Annotated in this window: 21 protein-coding genes and 1 pseudogene; all 22 read left to right on the top strand. The window is 53.3% G+C overall.

Annotated elements, in window-relative coordinates; translation table 11 throughout:
- The coding region (locus tag ADADOO_RS16565) for an aminotransferase class V-fold PLP-dependent enzyme (protein ID WP_511278616.1) at positions 1-365 on the top strand (365 nt) is incomplete at its 5' end.
- A gap of 28 nt (positions 366-393) precedes the next feature.
- The gene (gene pheA, locus ADADOO_RS16570; protein ID WP_511278641.1) at positions 394-1,473 is read left to right on the top strand and encodes a prephenate dehydratase; all 1,080 of its coding nucleotides are present in this window, start codon (positions 394-396) and stop codon (positions 1,471-1,473) included.
- 10 nt (positions 1,474-1,483) lie between these two features.
- On the top strand, positions 1,484-2,572 hold the full coding sequence (hisC, locus tag ADADOO_RS16575) for a histidinol-phosphate transaminase (RefSeq protein WP_511278617.1): 1,089 nt from the start codon (positions 1,484-1,486) through the stop codon (positions 2,570-2,572).
- A gap of 4 nt (positions 2,573-2,576) precedes the next feature.
- The gene (locus ADADOO_RS16580) at positions 2,577-3,446 is read left to right on the top strand and encodes a prephenate dehydrogenase (RefSeq protein ID WP_511278618.1); all 870 of its coding nucleotides are present in this window, start codon (positions 2,577-2,579) and stop codon (positions 3,444-3,446) included.
- Positions 3,446-4,282, top strand: a complete 837-nt coding sequence (locus tag ADADOO_RS16585) for a DNA ligase (protein ID WP_511278619.1) — start codon at positions 3,446-3,448, stop codon at positions 4,280-4,282. Before ADADOO_RS16580 ends, ADADOO_RS16585 begins: the two co-directional genes overlap by 1 nt.
- Positions 4,283-4,379: 97 nt before the next feature.
- Positions 4,380-5,384, top strand: a complete 1,005-nt coding sequence (gene galE, locus ADADOO_RS16590) for a UDP-glucose 4-epimerase GalE (RefSeq protein ID WP_511278620.1) — start codon at positions 4,380-4,382, stop codon at positions 5,382-5,384.
- A gap of 225 nt (positions 5,385-5,609) precedes the next feature.
- Positions 5,610-7,046, top strand: a complete 1,437-nt coding sequence (locus ADADOO_RS16595) for a flippase (RefSeq protein ID WP_511278621.1) — start codon at positions 5,610-5,612, stop codon at positions 7,044-7,046.
- Positions 7,043-8,011, top strand: coding sequence for a glycosyltransferase (locus ADADOO_RS16600; protein ID WP_511278622.1), 969 nt, complete (start codon positions 7,043-7,045; stop codon positions 8,009-8,011). Before ADADOO_RS16595 ends, ADADOO_RS16600 begins: the two co-directional genes overlap by 4 nt.
- Positions 8,008-9,363, top strand: a complete 1,356-nt coding sequence (locus ADADOO_RS16605; RefSeq protein WP_511278623.1) for a hypothetical protein — start codon at positions 8,008-8,010, stop codon at positions 9,361-9,363. The genes ADADOO_RS16600 and ADADOO_RS16605 overlap by 4 nt, the downstream gene beginning before the upstream one ends.
- 99 nt (positions 9,364-9,462) lie before the next feature.
- Positions 9,463-10,599, top strand: coding sequence for a glycosyltransferase (locus ADADOO_RS16610; protein WP_511278624.1), 1,137 nt, complete (start codon positions 9,463-9,465; stop codon positions 10,597-10,599).
- A gap of 26 nt (positions 10,600-10,625) precedes the next feature.
- A complete protein-coding gene (locus ADADOO_RS16615; protein WP_511278625.1) occupies positions 10,626-11,480 on the top strand; it encodes a dTDP-4-dehydrorhamnose reductase family protein in 855 nt (284 codons plus the stop codon).
- 22 nt (positions 11,481-11,502) lie between these two features.
- Complete coding sequence (locus ADADOO_RS16620; RefSeq protein ID WP_511278626.1) at positions 11,503-12,513, top strand: polysaccharide biosynthesis protein; 1,011 nt, start codon at positions 11,503-11,505, stop codon at positions 12,511-12,513.
- Positions 12,506-13,645, top strand: coding sequence for a non-hydrolyzing UDP-N-acetylglucosamine 2-epimerase (gene wecB / locus ADADOO_RS16625; protein ID WP_511278627.1), 1,140 nt, complete (start codon positions 12,506-12,508; stop codon positions 13,643-13,645). Before ADADOO_RS16620 ends, wecB begins: the two co-directional genes overlap by 8 nt.
- A gap of 15 nt (positions 13,646-13,660) precedes the next feature.
- The gene (locus ADADOO_RS16630) at positions 13,661-14,881 is read left to right on the top strand and encodes a glycosyltransferase family 4 protein (protein ID WP_511278628.1); all 1,221 of its coding nucleotides are present in this window, start codon (positions 13,661-13,663) and stop codon (positions 14,879-14,881) included.
- Positions 14,878-15,840, top strand: coding sequence for a UDP-glucose 4-epimerase family protein (locus tag ADADOO_RS16635; RefSeq protein ID WP_511278629.1), 963 nt, complete (start codon positions 14,878-14,880; stop codon positions 15,838-15,840). The genes ADADOO_RS16630 and ADADOO_RS16635 overlap by 4 nt, the downstream gene beginning before the upstream one ends.
- A 52-nt stretch (positions 15,841-15,892) precedes the next feature.
- Positions 15,893-16,456, top strand: a complete 564-nt coding sequence (locus ADADOO_RS16640; protein WP_511278630.1) for a sugar transferase — start codon at positions 15,893-15,895, stop codon at positions 16,454-16,456.
- Between the two features lie 107 nt (positions 16,457-16,563).
- Positions 16,564-18,483 carry a polysaccharide biosynthesis protein gene (locus tag ADADOO_RS16645; protein ID WP_511278631.1) on the top strand — a complete coding sequence of 640 codons (1,920 nt, stop codon included), beginning with the start codon at positions 16,564-16,566 and terminating at the stop codon, positions 18,481-18,483.
- Positions 18,484-18,498: 15 nt separating this feature from the next.
- Complete coding sequence (locus ADADOO_RS16650) at positions 18,499-19,356, top strand: hypothetical protein (RefSeq protein ID WP_511278632.1); 858 nt, start codon at positions 18,499-18,501, stop codon at positions 19,354-19,356.
- 202 nt (positions 19,357-19,558) lie between these two features.
- A pseudogene (gene tnpA, locus ADADOO_RS16655) lies at positions 19,559-19,981 on the top strand (IS200/IS605 family transposase); the annotation flags it as partial.
- A 122-nt stretch (positions 19,982-20,103) separates the two neighbouring features.
- Positions 20,104-22,035 carry a bifunctional 3-phosphoshikimate 1-carboxyvinyltransferase/cytidylate kinase gene (locus ADADOO_RS16660; RefSeq protein ID WP_511278633.1) on the top strand — a complete coding sequence of 644 codons (1,932 nt, stop codon included), beginning with the start codon at positions 20,104-20,106 and terminating at the stop codon, positions 22,033-22,035.
- A gap of 92 nt (positions 22,036-22,127) precedes the next feature.
- Entirely contained in the window at positions 22,128-23,807 is a 1,680-nt protein-coding gene (gene rpsA, locus ADADOO_RS16665; protein WP_226404481.1) for a 30S ribosomal protein S1, read from the top strand.
- Between the two features lie 11 nt (positions 23,808-23,818).
- Positions 23,819-24,103, top strand: a complete 285-nt coding sequence (locus ADADOO_RS16670; protein WP_117609136.1) for an integration host factor subunit beta — start codon at positions 23,819-23,821, stop codon at positions 24,101-24,103.
- Positions 24,104-24,171: the final 68 nt, after the last annotated feature.

Consider the following 24,171-nt stretch of genomic DNA (forward strand, 5'->3'; position numbering starts at 1 on the left):
CCTTCGGCATCTACGTCGCCGGCCTGGTTTTCCAGTGGCTCAAGCGGCAGGGCGGGTTATCCGGCATTGCTACGGTCAACGCCGAAAAAGCGCGAATTTTGTATTCCGCCATCGACGACTCTGACGGTTTCTACACCAACCCGGTCGATCCGGATTGCCGCTCGGCCATGAATGTGCCGTTCATCCTGGCCAATGCCGATCTCGACACGGCGTTCCTGGCCGAGGCCAAGGCCGCCGGCGTGCTTGGCCTGAAGGGCCACAAGTCGGTGGGTGGCATGCGCGCCTCGATCTACAACGCCGTGTCGCTGGAGGCCGTACAGGCGCTGGTGGCATTCATGAACGATTTCGCCAAACGTAACGGTTGAGTTGATGAGCGACCCGCAGCAATCCGACTTGCAGAAAGCCCTGGCCGGCGTGCGCGCCGAAATCGACGGCATCGACAGCGACTTGCTGCGCCTGCTCAACGCCCGCGCCCGCTGTGCCCAGAAGGTCGGCGCAATCAAGGCCGAACACGGCGAAGCCGGCCACATCTACCGCCCTGAACGCGAAGCCCAGGTTTTGCGTCGTTTGCAGGAGGCCAACCCCGGCCCGCTGCCCAACGAAAGCATCACTTTCTTTTTCCGGGAAGTGATGTCGGCCTGCCTGGCACTCGAAGAGCCGCTCGGCATCTCGTTTCTCGGGCCGCTGGGTTCGTTTAGCGGCAGTGCAGCGACCAAGCATTTCGGCCATGCCGCCCACCTGTCGCCGCAGGCCTCGATTGACGACGTCTTTCGCGAAGTCGAATCCGGTCACGCCCATTACGCCGTGGTCCCGGTCGAGAACTCAACCGAAGGCGCCATTGGTCGGACGATGGATCTGCTCCTTGGCACACCGCTCAAGATTTGCGGCGAGGTCGTGCTGCGTATCCACCAGAACCTGCTGACCCGCGAAGCTGGCCTGGGCAAGATCACCAAGATTTATTCGCACGCCCAGTCGCTGGCCCAGTGCCATGAATGGCTCAATCGCAACCTGCCGGGCATCCCGCGCATTTCGGTGTCGAGCAATTCGCTGGCCGCCCAGATGGCCGCCGATGAGCCCGGCACGGCGGCGATTGCCGGGGTCGCTGCGGCTGAGCGCTACAACCTGCCCAAGCTGGTCGAGAACATCGAGGACGAGCCGAACAACACGACGCGTTTCCTGATTCTCGGCAAGCACGACGCGGCGATTTCGGGGCGTGACAAGACCTCGTTGATCATGTCGGCACCGAACCGCACCGGCGCCCTGCACGAACTGTTGCTGCCTTTGTCGACGGCCGGCGTTTCGATGTGCCGCCTGGAATCCCGGCCGGCCAGGAACGCCTTGTGGGAATACGTTTTCTACGTCGACATCGAAGGCCATCAGGATGAGCCGGCGATCAAGGCGGCATTGGAAAAACTGGCTGGCTACGCCGCCTATCTGAAAATTCTCGGGTCCTACCCGGTCGCCGTTTATTAAGGAAAGCTCGATGAGCCTTGCCGATCAGGCCCTGCCTTACGTCCGCGCCATTTCGCCTTACTTGCCGGGCAAGCCGATCACCGAATTGGCCCGCGAAACCGGTATTCCGGTCGACAAGATCGTCAAGCTGGCCTCCAACGAAAATCCGCTGGGCATGAGCCCGAAGGCGAAAAAGGCCGTTGAGGCGGCGATCAGCGGCGTCGAGCGCTATCCCGATCAGTTCGACCTGATCGCCAAAGTGGCCGAGCGTTGTGGTCTGGCGCAAAACCAGGTGGTCCTCGGCAATGGCTCGAACGACGTGCTCGACCTGGTCGCCCGCGTTTTCCTGGCGCCCGGTCGCTCGGCCGTTTTCGCGCAACACGCCTTTGCCGTTTATCCGCTGGCCACGCTGTCGATCGGGGGCGAACTGATCGCTACGCCGGCAAAAAATTACGGCCACGATCTCGCTGCCATGCGTGCCGCCATCCGGCCCGATACCCGTATCGTCTGGATCGCCAACCCGAACAATCCGACCGGCAATTTCGTGCCCTATCCGGAAGTCCGCGCCTTCCTCGAAGCCGTGCCCAAGGATGTCGTCGTTGTTCTCGACGAGGCTTACAACGAGTACCTGCCGCCAGCGGATCGCGTCGATGTCGCCGGCTGGATCAAGGATTTCCCCAATCTGGTCGTCTGCCGCACGCTGTCGAAGATCTACGGCCTGGCCGGCCTGCGCATCGGTTACGCGCTGGCTTCGGCCGAGGTGGCCGATCTCATGAACCGCGTTCGCCAGCCGTTCAACGTCAACAACCTGGCGCTGGCCGGGGCGCTGGCGGCGCTCGACGACGACGCATTCCTGCAGGCCAGTTACGAACTGAATCAGCGCGGCATGGCGCAGATCGTCGCCGGCCTCGAACGGCTCGGTCTTGAAGTCATTAAGCCGCATGGCAACTTCGTCACCTTCAAGGTGGGCGATGGTGCCGGGGTCAATCAGAAGCTTCTCAAGCAGGGCGTCATCGTCCGGCCGATTGGCGGCTACGGCCTGCCCGAGTGGCTGCGCGTCACTATCGGTAGCGAGCCCGAAAACGCCCGCTTCCTCGAAGCGCTGGAGCGGGCGCTCTAAGATCATGGCCGAATTCGGCAAAGTCGTTGTCTTTGGCACCGGCCTGATCGGCGGCTCCTTCTCGCTAGCCCTCAAGGAAGCGGAAGCGGTTGAGGAAGTCGTCGGTTTCGGCCGTACCCCGGCCACCTTGCGCAAGGCGCAGGAACTCGGCGTGATCGACCGGGCCGGGATTAACCCGACCCACGAAATCGAGGATGCCGACATCGTCCTGGTGGCGACGCCGGTGGCCCAGATGGCCGATATTTTCGAGCGCATCGCGCCCTATCTCGGCCCCCATACAGTCGTCACCGACGGCGGTTCAACGAAGGGCGACGTCGTTGCTGCGGCACGGGCAGCACTCGGCGACCGGATCGGCCAGTTCGTGCCGGCCCACCCGATTGCCGGTGCCGAAAACAGCGGCCCGGCAGCGGCGCGCTGGGATCTCTATCGGGGCAAGAAAGTTGTCGTGACGCCCTTGGCGGAAAACAGCGACGACGCGCTCGACCACATCAAGCGCGCCTGGTCGCTGTGCGGCGCCGACATCTACGAACTGACCCCGGAAATGCACGACCGCGTTTTCGCGGCGGTCAGCCATCTGCCGCATTTGCTGTCCTACGCGCTGGTACATCAACTGGCCGTGCGCGATGACGCCGATCTGTTCTTCACCTTTGCCGCCTCAGGCTTTCGCGACTTCACGCGCATCGCCGCCAGCCATCCGGAAATGTGGCGCGATATCTGCCTCGCCAACCGCGAAGCGCTGCTCGGCGAACTCGACTGCTACCGAGCGCAACTCGACGAACTGCGCACGGCGCTGGCCCGCAACGATGGCGAACGTCTCGAAGAAGTCTTCGGCATCGCCCGCCGGGCCCGCCGCGACTGGGCCGGCGAGGGCTGATGTCGCGGCTGCTTCAGGCGCTGCTTTTCGGGTTGGCGCTGACGCTGCCGATCCTCGCTGTAGCTGAAGCGCCGGCCATTCTGTTGGCCAATGTCTATCGTGAGCAGATCGATGTCTCCCGCTATCTGGCCAGCGAAAAACTCGATGGCGTGCGGGCAATCTGGGATGGGCAGACGCTGCGCTTCCGTAGCGGAAAAACCATCAACGCACCGGGCTGGTTTCTCGCTGGCTTGCCGAAACAGCCGCTTGACGGCGAGCTGTGGATCGCCCGCGGCCAGTTCGAGCGCGTTTCCGGCATTGTCCGGCGCGATATTCCCGACGATACGGCCTGGCGTGAGGTGCGTTACATGATTTTTGAACTGCCCGGCGCACCTGGTACTTTCAGCGAGCGGGCCGAGCAGATACGGCTTTTGGTACGGCGGGCCAACATCCCATGGCTATTTGAAATTAAGCAGTTTTTTCCGGTTGACCGTAGCAATCTCAAAAAGCGCCTCGACGAGGTCGTTCGGGCCGGTGGCGAAGGCTTGATGCTGCATCTGGCCGATGCACCCTACGAAACCGGACGCAGCGATGTGCTGCTCAAGATAAAACCATGGCAGGACGCCGAAGCCGTTGTCATCGGCCATCTGCCCGGCAAGGGGCGTTTCGCTGGCATGCTGGGCGCCCTGAGAGTGCGTATGCCGGAAGGGAAAGAATTTCTGTTGGGCACGGGTTTCTCGGCGGCACAAAGACGCGAGCCGCCAGCGTTGGGGGCGACGGTGACCTACCGCTACCGCGATCTGACGAGTAAGGGCCAGCCACGGTTTGCCAGTTTCCTGCGTATTCGGGACGAGTAATTCGGCAGGCGGTAACGCTAATTCTTTACCTTGGTCGTAATGCGCCGCGGGGCACGAGCGGTTAAAATTCCACCTTTATTATTAACGGCGACCAACGATGATTTTCGTGACTGGCGGGGCAGGCTATATCGGCTCGCATACCTGCGTCGAACTTCTCCAGTCCGGTCAGGAAGTGGTCGTTTTCGACAACTTTTCCAATAGTCATCCGGAATCGTTGAAACGCGTCGAGGCCATCACTGGCAAGAAAGTCAGATGCGTTGAGGGCGATATTCGCGACCAGGCCGCCGTGACTGCCGCCTTGCGCCAGTTCGATTGCCAAGCTGTCATCCATTTTGCCGGGCTCAAGGCGGTCGGCGAATCCGTTGAAAAACCGCTTGAATACTATGACAACAACGTCATCGGCACGCATCGTCTGCTTGGCGCCATGGCCGAGTGCGGCATCAAGACCCTCGTCTTCAGCTCCTCAGCCACCGTCTACGGCGAACCGCAGTTCCTGCCACTGACCGAAGATCACCCGCTCTCGGCAACCAACCCCTACGGCCGGACCAAGCTCGTCATCGAAGACATGCTGCGCGACCTCTACCGCTCCGATCCTACTTGGCGGATCGGCATCCTGCGCTACTTCAACCCGGTCGGCGCCCACGAAAGCGGCCTGATCGGCGAAGACCCACAAGGCATCCCGAACAACCTGATGCCTTTCGTCGCTCAGGTCGCCGTCGGCCGGCGCGACCAATTGAAAGTCTGGGGAAATGACTACCCGACGCCGGATGGTACTGGCGTGCGTGACTACATCCACGTCGTCGACCTGGCGCTCGGCCATCTGAAGGCGCTTGAGCGCCTGAACGAGGCGCAATGCTTTGAGGTAAACCTTGGCACAGGTACCGGCTATAGCGTCCTTGACGTAGTCAAAGCATTCGAAAAAGCCAGCGGCCGCCCAATACCTTATGAACTGGCTCCGCGCCGGCCAGGTGATGTTGCCTCCTGCTATGCTAATCCGGCATTTGCTGCTGAACTCATCGGTTGGCGTGCCGAAAGAAACATCGATGCCATGTGTGTCGATGCCTGGCGTTGGCAAAGCAAAAATCCGAACGGGTTCCAGTGATCGCCCTGCTATTAGGGCAATTCGATGACTATTTTGTCGCCGGTGCACGCCGCTTCCTCGGGGGCCGCTTACGGGGGAAGGACGGTGCAAGTTGCTCATCAAGAAACTCGTCAGTATTCATTGCTTTTGTAGCTCTGCCAGAATCAACAGAAAAAGTCTCACTGCCTTCAAGAGCGAAGTGAGATTTCCTGTAATCGTTAAAAAATGAAATTAGTAAGACACTCCATGTACAACCTGTTGGGGCTTGGTCTCCCGCTGGTAGTTGCTGTTTTCTGCATTCCTATCCTGATTAGGGAACTCGGTGAGGCCCGTTTTGGACTACTAACACTAATCTGGGCGGTTGTGAGTTACTTCGGCCTGTTTGATCTTGGGTTAGGACGGGCGCTGACGCAGCAGCTTGCCGTCGCACTGGCCGAAAATGGCGAGAAGCGCGTTGGCTCGCTGGTAATGACCGCTACTGTACTCATGGCAGGATTGGGAATCTTTGCGGGATTGTTAATGGCGTTGGCGGCCCCTTGGGGCGTTGGATTGATTCAGTCTGTACCTGATAAGCAAGAAGCCATTTATGCGGTGCTGCTGATGGCGCTAGCAATGCCGGCGATTGTCCTGACCTCTGGATTCAGGGGAGTGCTGGAAGCGCGTCACGCCTTCGGGATAATCAACGCAATTCGACTACCGATGGGCTTGTTTACTTTTCTCGGTCCAGTGGTGGTGGTCCTTTATGGCTCGACAAGACTGGATCAGATTGCTGGTGTTCTGGCCGCTGGGCGCATAGTTGCTTGTGTTGTTCACGCTTGGTACGCATGGCGTGCGCTTCCTGATGATCACGGAAGGCTTGTTTTTCGAAAAACACTCTTAAGGCCCCTGTGTGTATCTGGTGGTTGGCTCACCTTGAGCAATATCATTAGTCCGTTCATGGGCTACGTTGATCGTTTCATCATTGGCGGCATTGTTTCTGCAGCAGCAGTGGCCTACTACACTACTCCGCAGGAGATTGTTACCAAACTTTGGATTGTGCCGGGGGCTTTGACGGCGGTACTTTTTCCAACATTTGCGGCGGACCTTGCAAATCGTGACGGACAAACTCAAATTCTATTTGTTAAGGCTGTGCAATGGCTGTTCTTGGCACTTTTTCCGGTAACTTTGTTCCTGGCGCTATTTGCTCAAGAAATCTTAACGGTTTGGGTGGGCTCCGAATTCGCATTGCAAAGCGCAATGCTGATGAAAATTTTTGCAGCAGGCATTCTTGTTAACTGTTTGGCCCACGTACCATTCACGCTTATTCAAGGCGCTGGTGAACCGCGGATTACGGCACTCGTCCATTTTATAGAATTGCCTTTTTTTCTTATAGTTCTATGGGGGCTAACATTAAAATATGGAGTGCTTGGTGCAGCTATGGCATGGTTGCTTAGAATGATTGTGGATACGCTGCTTATGTTTATTTTGTGTAATTTATTGCAAGGCTGGAATCAAAGTAATCTTATAAAGCCAAAGGTTGTCGGATATTCATTATTTGTAGTTTTGGCATTTTCTGGAGTATCTTTTGATGGCTGGGTTTTGCGGGGCGTTTGGTTTCTAACGATATCTGCTGTTTTTGTATATGTCTTGGTTAAGGATAGGCTTGTAAAAAAGATAGCCTGTATGGGAGTGGCGCGATTTTGAAAGTTCCTGAGAGAATAAATTCAACACAAAATTTCCCGCTGGTCAGTATTGTTACGCCGACCTACAATCAGGCGGATTATCTTGCTGAAACTATCGAGAGTGTTTTATCACAGACCTATCCGAATATCGAGTACATAGTGCTTGATGATGGGTCGACTGATAATACATATGAGGTTTTGAAGCGATTTGATGGAAGCATACGGCATGAGCATCATGCCAATATCGGGCAGGCACAGACCTTGAACAAAGGTTGGAATCTTTGCACGGGAAAGTATATTGGTTACCTTAGTTCGGACGACCTCTTGTACCCAAGAGCTGTTAGTGAACTAGTCGAGTTGCTTGAGAAAAAGCAATCGATAATTTGCGTTTTTCCGGATTCTGACCTCATAGATGAATTTTCACGTGTAGCTAAACGTAATGTTTGCCGCCCTTTTGATTTGAGCGAGACGGTAGTCCGGCAAGAATGTTATATAGGGCCTGGGGCAATTTTTCGTAAAACTGCATTTGATTCACTTGGAGGATGGCGGCCTGATTTGAAACTGGCGCCAGATAGGGAGTTTTGGATCAGGATTTCATCTTTGGGTAAGATCGAAATGTGTAATTCTAGTTTGGCTGGATACAGAATGCATCCAGATTCGATATCTTATAAAGATGTTTCTGAGGATGTGAGTAGAGAGTATTTACGAGTTCTTGATGATTATTTTTCGGGATCTGCAGTTCCGAAAAATATTTATGACCGAAAAGACGAAGCATATGGGTATGCATATTTGTTATTGGCAAGAAATGGTTTTAGAAATGGAAATATTAGGCGCGGGCTCGAATTGTATGAGATGGCCTGTAGCCATTATGCGGGATTGAGAGGGTATAGAATTAAACTTCGTTTGATTAGAAATGTTTTGAGTCGCCCTGTTCGTAGACTAATTTCATTTTTTCGACAAATGATTAATTCAGTGAGGAAGGTTTGAGTTTGCATGGTAAGTGGTTGGCGCCACTAATTTTCTTTCAAGTCTACCTTAGCATTACCATTGCACTCTATGTTTGTGGCCCGTGGCCGTGGGCAACGGATAACCAGGCTTTGGTTACTGAATATCTCTTACTTGCACAGGTATTTATCGCGCTTGGTTATTGTATTTCTTGGAAGAGAGTACGCAAGATTAGCTTAAGTAGTCAACCCCTTTATCCGATTAATAAGCCAGCCATTGGATTCATAAAAGTGGCGCTGCTTGTAAATTATGTTTTATTCATTCCAAGTTCTCTGTCTCGTACCGGTGATCTCTTTCCGGATGTTATATTTGGATTGGGCAATCCAGGTCTTGCATACAATCTAAATTTTGACAGGTTGGAACAGGGAAACCCTTTTGTTTTTGTTGAATACGCCAGAATTATTTTTTCTCCATGGATAATCGGGCTTTTTCCAGTGGCAGTTGTTTTCTGGAACTCTTTGAGTAGATCAATGAGGTATTTATGTGTCGGTGCGATATTTTTAAATATTTCATTGTTTATCGCGACTGGAACAAATAAGGGGATCGCAGATTTCGTCATTACGCTGCCTTGGCTGATTTTTCTTGGTGTATCACTTGGATATTTGCGCATTCAATTAAGCCCGAAAGTCTTGGTTTTGTTCGGAGTTTTGGTTCTTGTGCTGTTTGGTTTTTTTGGTGTAGGCCAAGCTCAGCGTGCAGGTGATGCCGGCACTCTTGGCGCATTTGATAGTGGAAATGGAATTATTTTTGCCAATAGAGACCACTTTATTTCGCAATTTCTCCCTGAATTTTTATTAATTATATTTGAATCTATTACTCGATATGTTACGCAGGGATACTACGCCTTGTCGCTAACCTTCTCTATCGAAAGTAGTACCACATTTGGTTTTGGGAATTCTATGTTTTTAGCCCGAAATGCGGATGCGTTGACTGCAAGTACATACTATACTTCACAGTCACTCCCCGGCTTGTTGGAACAGTCACATGGATGGAGTATGACGGGCCTCTGGCATTCAATCTATCCGTGGCTTGCATCAGATTTTGGATTTTTCGGAACCTTGATCGTAGTCGGGGCGCTTGGCTATATGTTTGGGCTGTCGTGGGGCCTCTCGTTGGTGGCGCCGCATCCAATCAGTATTATTATTGGCTATTTTCTTTTTATTTTATTTTATTATATTCCAGCGAATAACCAAATATTTCAAAGTGGAGAGACCGCCGTGGGATTCTTTTTGTGTTGCGTTTATGCTCTAATTGTCGGGCGAAAAAAATTTACCTTCTCGCGTTCAGGTGGTGGCAAAAAACATCAGGCTTGGGGAGTCCGGGTTGGACAATAGAATTTGTGCGTTAAGAGTGGTTGCCTGTTTTATAATTATTTTTCCCTGCGCCTGGTATAGCCACTTCGCTATGTTTTTAACTGAAATTAATAAACCGATATGCAGCAGCTTCACCTCGTACAAAGTATAGCAACGGATTTTGGGGGGCTTGGACTTGCAGCATTACGCTATGCTCAAGCGCTTGCACTGGCTGGTGCAAATGTTTCACTTTATGTCGTTGACCGTAGCAAGGAAGAGATGGGGGTGGATGACGCTTCCGGAGCGGTTAGGCTTGATGGAGGTGGTGGGATAGGGTTTATGTCTCGTGTTAAGGCTTTAAAACGATACCTCGAAGAGAACTGCTTCGATGTCGTTCATATTCATGGCACGTGGACGCCAATCCTTGCGGTAGCTAGCTATCTGGCGCGAGACAGAAACATCCCGGTGGTGGTTTCTCCGCATGGATGCCTGGAGCCGTGGGCGCTACAACATCGCGGATTGAAAAAGAGACTAGCCTTAACCTTATATCAGAAACGTGTTTTTTCCACGGCATCCATGATGGTTGCTACCGCAAGACAAGAGCTTGAAAGTATTCGGCTGTTAGAAATAAGGACGCCCGTTGCGGTCATTGCCAATGGGGTTGATTTACCTTCCGCGATTACTCGTTCGCAAACTGATGAGCGTAAATTGCTGTTCTTGTCGAGAATTCACCCAATAAAAGGTTTGCCTGACCTGATTACAGCATGGGCGTTGGTTCGACAGCCGGGGTGGCGAATTGTTATTGCCGGGGCGGATGAGGATGGTCATCTCCAAGAAATTCGTGCACAGATCGATACTCTTGGCTTAGGGGGCGACTTTGAGTTCACTGGTCTGGTAACAGGGGATCGAAAAGAGGCCATTTTTGCCGAAGCCGATGTGTTTGTCTTGCCCACTTACTCAGAGAATTTTGGGATTGCGGTGGCCGAAGCGCTCGCGCGCGGTGTTCCTGTCATTACGACAACTGGCGCCCCTTGGGAGGATATCAAGTCATGGCGCTGCGGTTGGTGGGTTCAACCAGGTGTCGAGGGTGTCGCCCAGGCTTTGGTTGCTGCCATGAATACATCTCGCGAAGAGTTAAGTGAAATGGGGTTGCGCGGCATTCAATTGGTTAAAGAGAAGTATTCGTGGGATCAGATAGGCCGCTCTGCGCTTCAGGCCTACCAATGGATGCTTGGGCAAAATCAGCAGCGTCCTGATTTTGTCGATATTAAAAACTAGCGGTATCAGAGGGAGTGGTTCAAAACATGAGGGTACTGGTCTTAGGTGCATCCGGTATGCTGGGGAATGCGACATTTCGCTTGTTTTCGGAAAATGGTGACTTCGACGCCATGGGTACGGTGCGGAGCGAGCGTTCCAGGAGGCTCTTCCCTGAGCCTTTGCAATCCGCTCTTGTTAGTGGCGTCGATGTCGAGAATATTGATAACTTGATGCGTGTTGTCGGGGATACAAAACCCGATGTGGTTATTAACTGTATTGGATTGGTCAAGCAACTCGCCGATGCTGACGACCCGTTGGCAGCGATTCCAATTAATTCCTTGCTACCACATCGCTTGGCTCGTCTATGTAGTGTTGCTGGCGCGCGTTTTGTTCATATGAGCACGGATTGTGTATTTTCCGGTTCCAAGGGGATGTATACCGAGGCTGATCTTTCGGATGCGAAGGACCTATACGGGCGCAGCAAATTCCTTGGCGAGGTTGACTATCCAAACGCGATCACGCTAAGGACGTCGATCATTGGTCACGAACTTGAAGGTGCGCGAAGTCTGGTGGGTTGGTTTCTCTCGCAAAGCGGCTCGGTGAAAGGGTTCAGAAAAGCGATATTTTCCGGCTTGCCGACTGTGGAAATTGCCCGGTTAATCCGGGATCACGTCCTGCCGCATCCCCAATTGCGAGGGCTCTATCATGTTTCCGCTGACCCGATCAATAAGTATGACCTGTTGCGGCTGGTAGCGAACGCCTATGGAAAAACTATCGATATCGAAGCCGACGAGAATTTTGTAATCGATCGTTCGCTGGATTCTTCGCGCTTTCGTTCAATTACCGGATTCCAGCCAAAGCCTTGGGCTGAATTGGTTAAATCCATGAATGAATTTGGCTAGATCAATTTTTGAAAGGGCAATTATGTTCAAGAACAAGACTTTATTGATTACCGGGGGCACTGGCTCATTTGGCAACGCGGTTCTCGAGCGCTTCCTGTATACCGATATTTCTGAAATCCGGATTTTCAGCCGTGATGAAAAGAAGCAAGAGGATATGCGTATCGCGCTGAATAGCGACAAGCTAAAGTTCTACATCGGTGATGTACGGAACTACGACACCATCCACGATGCGCTGCGCGGGGTTGACTATGTTTTCCATGCAGCAGCATTGAAGCAGGTTCCGTCATGCGAGTTCTACCCTATGGAAGCGGTTCGCACCAATGTGCTGGGTGCTGAGAACGTGATGCGTGCTGCGATTGCCAACGAGGTCAAGCGCTGTGTCGTGCTCAGCACAGACAAGGCTGTTTACCCGATCAACGCTATGGGTATTTCCAAGGCAATGATGGAGAAATTGATGGTGGCAAAGTCGCGGCTTTGCGATCCCAGCAAGACGGTTCTTTCCGCTACACGCTATGGCAATGTGATGGCTTCCCGAGGTTCAGTTATTCCGTTGTTCCTGGATCAACTTCAGTCGGATAAGCCACTGACGATCACCGATCCGAGCATGACCCGTTTTTTGATGACGCTTGAGGAGTCAGTGGATCTCGTTCTATATGCTTTTGAGAACGCTCGCCCAGGAGATATTTTTGTTCAGAAGGCGCCAGCGTCCACGGTAGGTGACCTGGCTCAGGCAATGAAGGAGTTGCTTGGCCGGTGTAATGAAATCAAGACTATTGGCACACGCCATGGTGAGAAACTCTATGAGTCGCTTCTTTCTCGCGAAGAAATGGCGCGAGCTGAAGATTTGGGCGGTTATTACCGGGTGCCGGCAGATTCCAGGGATCTCAATTACAACAAATATTTTGTCGAAGGCGAAACGGAGGTTTCGGCGCTCGATGATTACACCTCACACAACACGGAACGTCTCGATGTCGAGGGGGTAAAGCGGACTCTGATGAAGTTGGACATCATTCGCGAGGTCGTCAATGCGTAAGCTTAAAGTGATGACGATCGTGGGCACTCGCCCCGAGATTATTCGTCTCTCTCGTGTCATGGCGAAGCTGGAGCAGCATTGTGAGCATGTGATCGTCCATACTGGGCAGAACTATGATTATGAGTTAAATGAGGTCTTTTTCAGCGACCTGGGGATACCCAAGCCGGATATGTTTCTGGAGGCGGCCGGGGCGACGGCGGCCGATACTATTGGGCAAGTAATTATGGCCGCCGACAAGGCGCTACAGAAATATCAACCGGAAGCGTTGTTGTTGCTGGGTGACACCAATAGTTGCCTGGCTGCGATTGCGGCCAAGCGGCGAAAGATTCCTATTTTCCACATGGAGGCGGGGAATCGTTGCTTCGATTTCCGCGTACCGGAGGAAATCAATCGCAGGATCGTCGACCACACCTCAGATATCAACCTGACCTATAGCGAAATTGCCCGTGAATACCTGTTGCGCGAGGGGTTGCCGGCGGATCAGGTGATCAAGACTGGCAGCCCGATGCGGGAAGTCATCGAACATTACGGGCCGGGCATTGAGGCGTCTGACGTTTTAAGTCGCCTGGCCTTGAATAAGCATCGCTATTTCGTTGTGAGTTCGCACCGTGAAGAAAATGTCGACTCCCCGGAAAACCTCGGAAAGCTGTTCTATATCCTGAATACCTTGGCGGAAAAATACCAGGAACCAGTTATCGTTTCGACCCATCCGCGTACACGCAAGCGGTTGGAAACTATGAACCTGGAGGCTCATCCGCTAGTTCAGTTCCTGAAGCCTTTCGGCTTTCTTGATTACATCAAACTGCAGACGGAGGCACGCTGTGTGTTGTCGGACAGCGGAACTATTACGGAAGAATCGTCCATTCTAAATTTCCCGGCACTAAATCTGCGCGAGGTTCATGAGCGGCCAGAGGGTTTTGAGGAGGCAGCCGTTATGATGGTTGGGTTGAGCGTTGACCGGGTCATGCAGGGCTTGGCTATTCTGGAATATCAGCCGCGAGGAGAGCGCCGGGCGCTACGAATGGTCAATGACTACACGCCGGATAATGTTTCGGAGAAGGTGCTTCGCATCATTCAGAGCTATACCGATTTTGTTAATCGGAAGGTATGGCACAAGACGGAAACGGCGTAGGGCGGATTTCTGAGAATGCGGGTTCTTGTGTTGTCTCAATATTACTGGCCGGAGACTTTTCGTATTACGGAGGTAGTGCACGCGCTCCGGGATGAAGGGTGTGACGTGCTGGTTTTGACCGGTCAGCCTAATTACCCCTCGGGTTCGACTTTGAAGGGATATTCCTGGTGGGCTGTTGGTGGGGAGCAGCATGATGGCGTCCAGATTCTTCGCGTACCCCTTTTCCCTAGAGGTCAAGGCTCTTCTTTGCGTCTCGCATTGAACTATTTGTCGTTTGTTTCTTTCGCTGCAGTTTTCGGTCCTTGGTTGCTACGTGGGCGTTCGATTGACTCGGTTCTGGTTTTTGCTCCGTCGCCCATTCTGCAGGCTATTCCCGCAATCTGGTTGGCCAGGCTGAAAAATGCTCCCTTGATCACATGGGTTCAGGATTTGTGGCCGGAGAGCTTGAGTGCAACGGGTTTTGTCCGTAACCAGAAATTGCTCGCCGCTGTCGCCACTACGGTTCGATGGATCTACCGAAAGAACGACATGCTATTGGTACAGTCCCAGGCTTTCGTTGAGCCGGTTCGGAAAATGGCGGGCAATACGCCGGTTTGTTACCACCCGAATCCTGGTGATTTTGCGTTTTCCAATTCAGTAGTAGCAGAAAGTTGCCCCTTGGTTTTCGAGTCAGGGTTCAATATTGTATTCGCAGGTAACTTGGGGAGTGTGCAGGCACTTGAAACGATTCTCGACGCTGCCGAGATTCTCCATGGGGAAAAGGACATCAGGGTGATCTTGGTTGGCAGCGGCAGCCGTAGCGATTGGTTGCAATTGGAAGTGTCTCGACGAAAGATGACTAATGTTCGGTTGCCTGGTCGTTTTCCGCTATCGGCCATGCCATCAATCATGTCTCATGCCTCAGCGCTTCTGGTCAGTCTGGTGCGGAGTCCTATCATGAGTCAGACCGTACCAAGCAAGGTGCAGGCCTATCTGGCAGCAGGAAGGCCGATCATTGCATCACTTGACGGAGAGGGGGCGCGAGTTGTTATCGAGGCAAATGCCGGTGTGGCGTCTCCTGCTGAAGATGCCAACGGGCTGGCTGATGCAATACGGCAGTTGAGAAATGCGTCGCCGGAAATTCGCAAAGGTATGGGGAAGAATGGTCGTGCATATTACGAAAGAAATTTCGAGCCGCGGCTTTTGGCTCGCAAATTGAAAGAGACTCTGCTGACGACTTTGAAGGAAGTTCGATGATCCTCTTGACTGGCGCGTCAGGTTTTGTCGGCAGAGCAGTGTGGGCGTTGCTGGAAAAACGTGGTCCTGTTGTCCGGGCGGCATTGCGAGACACCGATGCGGCCGGCCTTCCGGCAGGCGTTGATGTTGTGCAGGTATCGTTGTCACCGAATCAGGATTGGATAGGAGCTTTGAAGGGCGTTTCCGTTGTCATCCATTGCGCAGCGCGTGTGCATGTCATGAATGACGAGTCTGTCGATCCACTGGCTGAGTTCAGAATGGTAAACGTTGATGGTACGTTGCGCTTGGCTAAGCAGGCCGCAGAAGCGGGGGTGCGTCGGTTTATCTTTCTTAGTTCGATAAAGGTCAATGGCGAACACACTCCGGCGGGACAGCCATTTATGCCTGACCAGCTACCTGCGCCAGCAGATCCTTATGGAGTCTCCAAATACGAAGCCGAAAGGGGATTGCACGAGCTCGCATACCGGACAGGGATGGAGGTGGTTATCATCCGCCCGCCGCTGGTTTACGGACCAGGGGTCAAGGCAAATTTCCTGGCAATGATGCGCTGGCTGGCGCGGGGCATTCCGTTGCCTTTCGGTGCATTCGGAAATAGACGAAGTCTCGTTGGGATCGACAATCTGGTCGATCTGATTGTGACTTGCATCGATCACTCGGCTGCGGCAAATCAGGTATTTCTGGTATCCGATGGTGAAGATTTGTCGACCACCGAGTTGCTCGCCCGTATGGGGCGGGCGTTGGGTAAGCCAGCTCGCCTGATTTCTGTACCGCAGCAATTACTGACACTGGGTGCGTCGATGCTGGGTAAAGCGGAGATCGCGCAGCGCCTCTGCGGCTCTTTACAGGTCGACATATCGAAGACGAGCGAGTTGCTGGGGTGGCAGCCAACCATAAGTGTTGACGAGGGGTTGCGGCGGACTGCGGAGCACTGGCTGGCGAACGAGGGCATGCGGAAATGAATTGTTGCGGTCGACGGCGAAAAAAGCCCGAAATTACTGGTCAGGAAACGAAATGCTGAAGCGTTTATTTGATTTATTGATGGGTATAGGGGCTGCAATTGTGCTTGCTGCACCAATTGTCCTGGTGGCTTTGTTGGTTCGGTTGACGTCTTCTGGGCCGGTTTTGTACTGGTCCGATAGAGTTGGTCGCAACAACACGATCTTCCGGATGCCAAAGTTTCGGAGCATGCGGGTCGGGACGCCTGCCGTTGCGACGCATTTACTGAACGATCCCAAGGTCTACCTAACGCCAATTGGTTCCTTCCTGCGCAAATCCAGTCTCGATGAATTGCCCCAGTTGTGGAGTATTTTGGTGGGTCACATGAGTTTTGTCGGACCGCGGCCGGCGCTGTTCAATCAGGATGATTTGATCGCCTTACGCACGGAATGTGGGGTGCATCAATTAGTGCCGGGTTTAACAGGTTGGGCTCAGGTAAATGGACGCGATGAATTGCCGATTCCGGAAAAGGTGAAGCTTGATGTCGAGTACCTTCAACGGTGTTCGCTGTGGCTTGATCTTCGCGTTTTATGGCTGACCTTTGTCAAGGTTCTTCGTCGTGATGGGGTATCTCACTGATTCGTTGGTTGATCATAGTTGGCACCAGCGTAAACGCGCGCTCCGCGGCAGATGAAAATCGAGGGAGCCTGAAACCATAGCTCGGTGCTCAGAGAGGCGGTAAATAAATGCTGAAAGTTTTATTGATGTTTTCGCGTAGAAAAAAACAGGTGATTGCCATATTCGCGGATTTTGTATTGCTATCGCTCGCCTTCTGGTCGGCGCTTGTTCTTCGATTTGACACTTGGAACCCTGAATTGGCGATTTACGGCTGGCAGATCGGGGTAGCACCCCTGCTGGCGATACCAGTATTTATTCGGCTTGGCTTGTATCGTGCCGTCATCAGGTTCATGGAAGATCGTGTGGTGTTTGTGGTTGCTGGTGGGGTTACTTTCTCTGTATTGCTGTTGGCTGCTGTAGCGGCTTTGACGCATACCCCAGGCTTATCCCGTAGCGTATTGGGTATCTACTGGGTACTGGCTATTGGTTACGTTGGGGCGACGCGATTTCTGGTGCGTAGTTATCTTCTGCGATCGGAACGAGCCAATATGATGCCTGTGAGAGTTGCCATTTTCGGAGCTGGTCGCGCGGGGGCGCAGTTAGCATACGCATTACGGAGTAGTCGGGAATATATACCCGTGATGTTTTTTGACGACGATATTTCGGTGCAAAAAACGGAGATTGTAGGATTGTGTATTCATGCACCAATGGATTTGCCGGCAATGTTGGCGGCTCATGAATTCGACGAATTATTCTTGGCAATTCCTTCCGCGAGTAGGGGGCGCCGAGCAGAGATCATTCACCAACTTGAGGTCTTGCGTTGCAAGGTGAAGCTGATCCCGGGGTTAATAGATATTGTCGATGGCCATGTTGCAGTGGACGCCGCTCGAGAGGTGGAAATCGAGGACTTGTTGGGGCGTGAAACTGTAGCTCCAGAACCACAATTGCTTGGGCGCTGCGTTACAGGCAAAGTGGTTCTGGTTTCAGGGGCCGGTGGGTCTATAGGCTCCGAGCTTTGCCGGCAGATTCTGCTTCTACATCCGCTGCGATTGATAGTGATGGATCTTTCTGAATTTGCTCTGTATTCCATCGAGCAAGAGTTGCTCCACATGTGTTCGGGGCTTAATGTGAAGGTTGAGGTAATTCCTTTGCTGGGGTCTGTGATGCATCAGCATCGAGTTGAATTGGCAATGCAATGCTTCGGCGTACAGACGGTATATCACGCTGCAGCCTACAAGCATGTGCCTCTCGTCGAGCATAATCCAATCGAGGGAATTCGCAATAACGCTATCGGTACCCGGCGCATGGCTGAGGCTGCAATCGCAGCCGGAGTTGAGACGTTCGTTCTAATTTCGACTGATAAGGCTGTCCGACCTACCAGTGTAATGGGGGCAAGCAAGCGACTAGCCGAATTGGTATTGCAGGCACTTGCACGCAGAGGATGTGGGACGCGCTTCTGCATGGTTCGTTTCGGAAATGTGCTGGGATCTTCTGGTTCTGTGGTGCCGTTATTTCGTAAGCAGATTGCAGCCGGGGGGCCAATTACGCTAACGCATCCAGATATCACTCGGTATTTCATGACTATTCCTGAGGCAGCCCAATTGGTGATTCAGGCTGGTTCAATGGGGTTCGGCGGCGAGGTTTTTGTTTTGGACATGGGTAAACCCATAAAAATCATTGACCTTGCTCGTCGGATGGTTCATTTGAGTGGACTTGAAATTCGCGACGAATCGCACCCCGATGGCGATATAGCAGTTGAGATTGTCGGTCTCCGCCCTGGCGAGAAGTTGTATGAGGAATTGTTGATTGGCGAGAATGTAGAGGGAACCGCTCACCCGCTGATTATGCGCGCTTACGAGCATGAGTTGCCCTGGAGTGTCTTGACTGACCAGTTTGCCGAGTTGGACAAGGCGTGTCGGGCATTTGATTTTGAAAAAGTGTTGAGCCTGCTGGGAGTGATGGTTCGGGAGTATGAGCCTGGCCAGGATGCTGAATTGATGTGGTGGGAGTTGGCTAGGTTAGCTAACCAAAGTACTGCTGTACATTGATGCTTAGGGTTTTAAATGAACGGAAATAAAATGATGCAAGCCGAGGATGAAATCAATCTCTTTGATTTTTTGGAGAAACTTCGGGTTGGTTGGCGTCTGGTGGTCGGAGGTACGGTTCTCGGCGCGATGGTTGCTTGGGTCGCGATTATGTTGATTGCGCCAAAATATGAGGCGGTGTCGACTCTTCAAATCGGCTTGATTGCCGGCAAGGAGATAGAGGCGGTGACAACCACGCTGGAGCGCTTTAATTCCCCAGCATTTCTTCTCGAGGCAGCGACTGAGGCCAGAGTTGAAAAACTAGTTGAACGAATCAGCCAGGGCGATGGCGTTGGACGTGATTTTGTCAAGCCCAGACTCATCAAGGGAACGGCTTTGATCGAATTGAAGACTATTGGCAACACAATGGAATCGGCCAAGAAATTGAATGATGTTCTTGTCCAGCAACTAGCGCAGCGGCATGAGGATTTGGGGACGCCACTGAAAGAAAAGCTCAAGTCAGACGTTGCTTTGACCAAAGAAAAGCTCAAGACTGTTGAACAAGAATTGAGTGAACTCTCACATATCTCTAACGTCACTACCTCTAAGGATGCTCAGTTCTCGCCGGTCTCCCTTTTGGTTTCCCAGAAAATTCAGAAGCAGTCCGAGGTTTTTGGTTTACGACAGCAATTGACAACTATGGAACTGATGCAGATTGCGCCGGCTACCCAAAAAACCCAAGCCATCGAAGCAACGTTTGTGCTGTTTAAGCCTACATCCCCCAAGAAAACACTGTTGTTGGTTCTTGGGATGATAGGTGGGTTGTTGTTGGGGGGGATTGCCGTCTTTATTAGTGATAGCTGGATCGAGGTCAAACGGGCGAGAGTCGGGTCTTGACTGCTGAAGAGGATAGGTTAGAAATTCGTTGCAAGAGGGATGGTCTGCGAGTAACGAATTTTTGTTTGTATTCATTGTTCTGATTACCGGCTGATTAAATCATTGAGGTAATTCCCCGGCTCTGCCGGGGGACTCACCCAGGTTTGACCTATACGTCGGTCGTTGTGAGTCTTCTGTCTCGACCAAGAGAAGGAGATTCACGATGCAAGATTATCAGAGCCTGAGTTACAGTCGTTGGGACTGTAAGTATCACGTGGTGTTCATACCGAAGAAGCGGAAGAAACGGATATTCGGCGCGCTGCGTCCGCACCTTGGAGAGATATTTCGCGAGTTGGCGAAGCAAAAGGAATCGCAGATTGTTGAGGGGCATCTGATGGGTGACCATGTGCATATCTGCATCAGCATTCCACCAAAGTTTGCGGTGTCGAATGTGGTCGGTTTTCTCAAGGGCAAAAGCGCGATTGCGATAGCGAGAAATTTTGGAGGGCGAGCCCGAAACTTTACGGGTGAAGTGTTTTGGGCGCGGGGCTATTTTGTTTCGACGGTCGGGTTGGACGAGGCGGTGGTGAGAGCCTACATCCGTAATCAGGAAGATGAAGATGAACGCTACGACCAGATGAAATTAGGGGTGGAGCCGCCTTGGGCGGCTCCTGAATTACCAGCGCCTTTGAGGCGCCCCAGTGATAGGCCCCCGGCTTTGCCGGGGGTGATATAACTTTACTTCTTTTTCCCGTTTTAGGATGGACCATGGGATATATTGATTTGCCTCAATTCATCTTGGCAGATGGTGCTGTCCGTTTGCCAGGTTCAAAAAGTATCTCTAACCGCGTGCTCCTACTAGCAGCACTGGCCGAAGGCGAGACTGAGGTCCGTGATCTGCTCGCTTCGGACGATACCGAACGCATGCTCGATGCGCTGAAAGTCCTGGGGGTCGGTATCAACCATCTGGGTGGCGAAAACTGGTTGATCAAGGGCTGCGCCGGGAAGTTTCATGTTGCGCAGGCTGAGTTGTTTCTGGGAAATGCCGGTACCGCCTTTCGTCCGCTTACGGCTGCCTTGGCGTTGTCTGGTGGCGATTTTGTACTGAAGGGCGTGGCTCGTATGCATGAGCGCCCGATCGGCGATTTGGTTGATGGCCTGCGCCAGCTGGGCGCTGATGTGACTTATCTTGGAAATGAAGGCTATCCCCCGCTGCATGTGAAGCCGGCGAACATCGTTCTGGGGAGTTCGGTCAAGGTGCGTGGTGACGTCTCAAGCCAGTTTTTGACCGGTTTGTTGATGGCCCTTCCCCTTACTGGTCAGAATGCTACGGTCGACGTGGTTGGCGAGCTGATTTCCAAGCCTTATATCGAGATTACGCTGGCGACCATGGCGCGTTTTGGTGTTCAGGTTCAGCGTGATGGATGGCAGCGGTTTACCGTGCCTGCGGGCACTCGATATGTTTCGCCGGGGACGATTTATGTTGAAGGTGACGCTTCGTCGGCCTCGTATTTTCTCGCTCTGGGCGCCATCGGTGGCGGGCCGGTGAGGGTTGAGGGAGTAGGCCGTGATTCGATTCAGGGCGATGTCAAGTTTGCCGAGGCGCTGGCTAAAATGGGTGCTGAAATCGAGATGGGGTCGAACTGGATGGAAGCACGGGCACCAAAATCAGGTTTGGTTGCGGTCGACCTCGATTGCAACCACATTCCTGATGCGGCGATGACGCTGGCGACGACCGCGCTGTTCGCCAAGGGCTCGACCACGCTGCGTAACATCGCCAGTTGGCGGGTCAAGGAAACCGACCGCATTGCGGCGATGGCGACTGAATTGCGGAAATTGGGTGCCCTGGTCGAAGAGGGCGAGGACTTCATCTGCGTCACCCCGGCTAACCTCAAACCGGCCGCCATTGATACTTACGACGACCATCGCATGGCGATGTGTTTCTCCCTGGCCGCTTTCGGTACGCCGTTGCGCATCAATGATCCGAAGTGCGTGGCCAAAACGTTCCCGGATTATTTTGAACGCTTCGCGGCGGTTACCAAGGCGGCCCCGGTCATCGCCATTGATGGTCCCTCAGCTTCAGGCAAGGGAACGGTAGCGGCTAGTGTGGCGGCAGCGCTCGGCTATGCCTATCTCGATTCCGGTGCCCTATACCGGTTGACCGCTCTGGCCGCTCAACAAGCTGTTGTCGATTGGGCGGACGAGGTTGCAGTGGCGGCCATTGCCGCGGAACTGGATGTGGAATTTTCCGGGAGCGATATCTACCTCAATGGTGAGCTTGTCGGTGATGCCATCCGCACCGAAGAAATCTCGGTAGGTGCCTCGAAAGTCGCGGCCCTGCCTGCTGTTCGGGAGGCGCTGCTTTTTCGTCAACGGACCTTCAACAAGGCACCCGGTCTGATTGGTGACGGGCGTGATATGGGCTCGGTCGTCTTCCCTCGTGCAGTGCTCAAAGTGTTCCTGACAGCAAGCCCTGAAGCGCGCGCTGAACGTCGTTATAAGCAGTTGATCGAAAAAGGATTCTCTGCTAATCTCGCGGACCTTCTGTCGGACTTGAAGCAACGCGACGAGCGCGATTCGCAGCGCAGCGTTGCACCACTCCGACAAGAGGCCGATGCCAAGCTGCTCGACACCACGCGTCTCACCATCGAACAGGCGGTGAATCAGGTGCTGGTCTGGAGCAAGGAAGTGTTGCAGTAAGGTGTTGCCGGCCAGGTGGCCGGTAATTTGTTTTAAACCCTAACCCGCTGTGGATTTCACGATTCGCGGCAGCATGAAAGCTCTCTCCGTCAATGGAATCTTTTGCTCAACTATTTGAAGAATCCCTGGCTCGCCAGGAAATGCGTCAAGGCGAAGTCATCACTGCAGAAGTGGTGCTCATCGATCACAATTTCGTTGTGGTCAATGCCGGCCTGAAATCGGAATCCTATGTTCCGCTCGAAGAATTCCTGAATGATCAGGGCGAACTCGAAGTCAAGGTGGGCGATTTCGTCCAAGTGGCTATCGAAATGCTGGAAGACGGCTACGGCGCCACGCGCCTGTCCCGCGATCGCGCCAAGCGCATCGCCGCCTGGAACTTCCTGGAAGAAGCCCTGAACAACAACTCTCTGGTTACCGGCACCATCACCGGCAAGGTCAAGGGCGGTCTGACCGTCATGTCCAACGGTGTCCGCGCCTTCCTGCCGGGCTCCCTCGTCGACATGCGTCCGGTCAAGGACACCACGCCGTACGAAGGCAAGACGATGGAGTTCAAGGTCATCAAGCTTGACCGCAAGCGCAACAACGTCGTGATGTCCCGCCGTGCCGTGCTCGAAGCCACCGCTGACAAAGATCGCGAAAAGCTCCTCGAGAACCTCAAGGAAGGCACCACCGTCAAGGGTATCGTCAAGAACATCACCGACTACGGCGCATTCGTTGACCTCGGCGGTATCGATGGCCTGCTGCACATTACCGACCTGGCCTGGCGCCGTGTCCGTCACCCGAGCGAAGTGCTCAATGTCGGTGACGAAGTTACCGCCAAGATCCTCAAGTTCGACGCCGAGAAGAACCGCGTCTCGCTGGGTATGAAGCAACTCGGCGATGATCCGTGGGTTGGCATTGCCCGCCGTTACCCGGCCGGTACCCGCCTGTTCGGCAAGGTCACCAACCTGACCGACTACGGTTCATTCGTTGAAATCGAACAAGGCATCGAAGGTTTGGTTCACGTTTCCGAAATGGACTGGACCAACAAGAACGTTCATCCGTCCAAGGTTGTCCAGCTCGGCGACGAAGTCGAAGTCATGATTCTCGAAATCGACGAAGAGCGTCGTCGTATCTCCTTGGGTATGAAGCAGTGCCAAGCCAATCCTTGGGACGACTTCGCGATGAACCACAAGAAGGGTGACAAGGTTAAGGGCGCCATCAAGTCGATCACCGACTTCGGCATCTTCATCGGCCTGCCTGGCGGTATCGATGGTTTGGTTCACCTGTCTGACCTGTCCTGGTCTGCGACCGGCGAAGAAGCCATCCGCAACTTCAAGAAGGGTGACGAAGTTGAGGCGCTGGTCCTCGGCATCGACGTCGAGAAGGAGCGTATCTCCCTCGGTATCAAGCAGATGGAAGGTGATCCGTACACCAACTTCATTGCTACCCACGAGAAGAACAGCATCGTGAACTGCACCGTCAAGACGGTCGACGCTCGCGGCGCCGTGCTGACGCTGGATGGTGAGAACGAAGGTTACCTGCGTGCTTCCGAATTCTCGCGTGATCGTATCGACGACCTGTCGCAACACCTCAAGGTGGGCGATACGGTTGAAGCCATGATCATCAACGTGGATCGCAAGACCCGTGGTATCAACCTTTCCATCAAGGCCAAGGACAATGCCGAACAGCACGAAGCCATGCAGAAACTTTCTGCCGAGTCTTCCGCCGCCGCTTCCGGTACGACCAACCTGGGTGCCCTGCTGAAGGCCAAGCTCAACCAGCAAGGCTGATGGACGCAAGCATGACCAAATCCGAGCTCATCGCCCGACTGGCGGAGAGGTTTCCGCAGTTGGTGGCGAAGGATGCTGATTTTGCGGTCAAGATGATTCTCGATGCGATGTCCGAAGCACTTGTGCGAGGGGATCGTATCGAGATCCGTGGATTCGGCAGCTTTGCGCTCAACTATCGGCCACCGCGTACTGGCCGTAACCCCAAGTCAGGGGAAAAGGTTGGCGTCCCGGCCAAGTGGGTTCCCCACTTCAAGGCTGGAAAGGAATTGCGCGAAAGGGTCGATCAGGCGATCTGACGTCGGGCTTGGCCCAATGTGGTAGATTCAGGGCAGTGAATGATTTCACTGCCCTTTTTTATTGAATG

Source organism: Azonexus sp. (assembly GCF_036170495.1).
Taxonomy (GTDB): domain Bacteria; phylum Pseudomonadota; class Gammaproteobacteria; order Burkholderiales; family Rhodocyclaceae; genus Azonexus.

What these genes read in the sequence shown, in the direction of transcription:
- hisC (WP_511278617.1), top strand. Translation starts at nt 1,484, where the DNA reads ATGAGCCTTGCCGATCAGGCCCTGCCTTACGTCCGCGCCATTTCGCCT.
- ADADOO_RS16580 (WP_511278618.1), top strand. Translation starts at nt 2,577, where the DNA reads ATGGCCGAATTCGGCAAAGTCGTTGTCTTTGGCACCGGCCTGATCGGC.
- ADADOO_RS16585 (WP_511278619.1), top strand. Translation starts at nt 3,446, where the DNA reads ATGTCGCGGCTGCTTCAGGCGCTGCTTTTCGGGTTGGCGCTGACGCTG.
- galE (WP_511278620.1), top strand. Translation starts at nt 4,380, where the DNA reads ATGATTTTCGTGACTGGCGGGGCAGGCTATATCGGCTCGCATACCTGC.
- ADADOO_RS16595 (WP_511278621.1), top strand. Translation starts at nt 5,610, where the DNA reads ATGTACAACCTGTTGGGGCTTGGTCTCCCGCTGGTAGTTGCTGTTTTC.
- ADADOO_RS16610 (WP_511278624.1), top strand. Translation starts at nt 9,463, where the DNA reads ATGCAGCAGCTTCACCTCGTACAAAGTATAGCAACGGATTTTGGGGGG.
- ADADOO_RS16615 (WP_511278625.1), top strand. Translation starts at nt 10,626, where the DNA reads ATGAGGGTACTGGTCTTAGGTGCATCCGGTATGCTGGGGAATGCGACA.
- ADADOO_RS16620 (WP_511278626.1), top strand. Translation starts at nt 11,503, where the DNA reads ATGTTCAAGAACAAGACTTTATTGATTACCGGGGGCACTGGCTCATTT.
- wecB (WP_511278627.1), top strand. Translation starts at nt 12,506, where the DNA reads ATGCGTAAGCTTAAAGTGATGACGATCGTGGGCACTCGCCCCGAGATT.
- ADADOO_RS16630 (WP_511278628.1), top strand. Translation starts at nt 13,661, where the DNA reads ATGCGGGTTCTTGTGTTGTCTCAATATTACTGGCCGGAGACTTTTCGT.
- ADADOO_RS16635 (WP_511278629.1), top strand. Translation starts at nt 14,878, where the DNA reads ATGATCCTCTTGACTGGCGCGTCAGGTTTTGTCGGCAGAGCAGTGTGG.
- ADADOO_RS16640 (WP_511278630.1), top strand. Translation starts at nt 15,893, where the DNA reads ATGCTGAAGCGTTTATTTGATTTATTGATGGGTATAGGGGCTGCAATT.
- ADADOO_RS16645 (WP_511278631.1), top strand. Translation starts at nt 16,564, where the DNA reads ATGCTGAAAGTTTTATTGATGTTTTCGCGTAGAAAAAAACAGGTGATT.
- ADADOO_RS16650 (WP_511278632.1), top strand. Translation starts at nt 18,499, where the DNA reads ATGAACGGAAATAAAATGATGCAAGCCGAGGATGAAATCAATCTCTTT.
- ADADOO_RS16660 (WP_511278633.1), top strand. Translation starts at nt 20,104, where the DNA reads ATGGGATATATTGATTTGCCTCAATTCATCTTGGCAGATGGTGCTGTC.
- rpsA (WP_226404481.1), top strand. Translation starts at nt 22,128, where the DNA reads ATGGAATCTTTTGCTCAACTATTTGAAGAATCCCTGGCTCGCCAGGAA.
- ADADOO_RS16670 (WP_117609136.1), top strand. Translation starts at nt 23,819, where the DNA reads ATGACCAAATCCGAGCTCATCGCCCGACTGGCGGAGAGGTTTCCGCAG.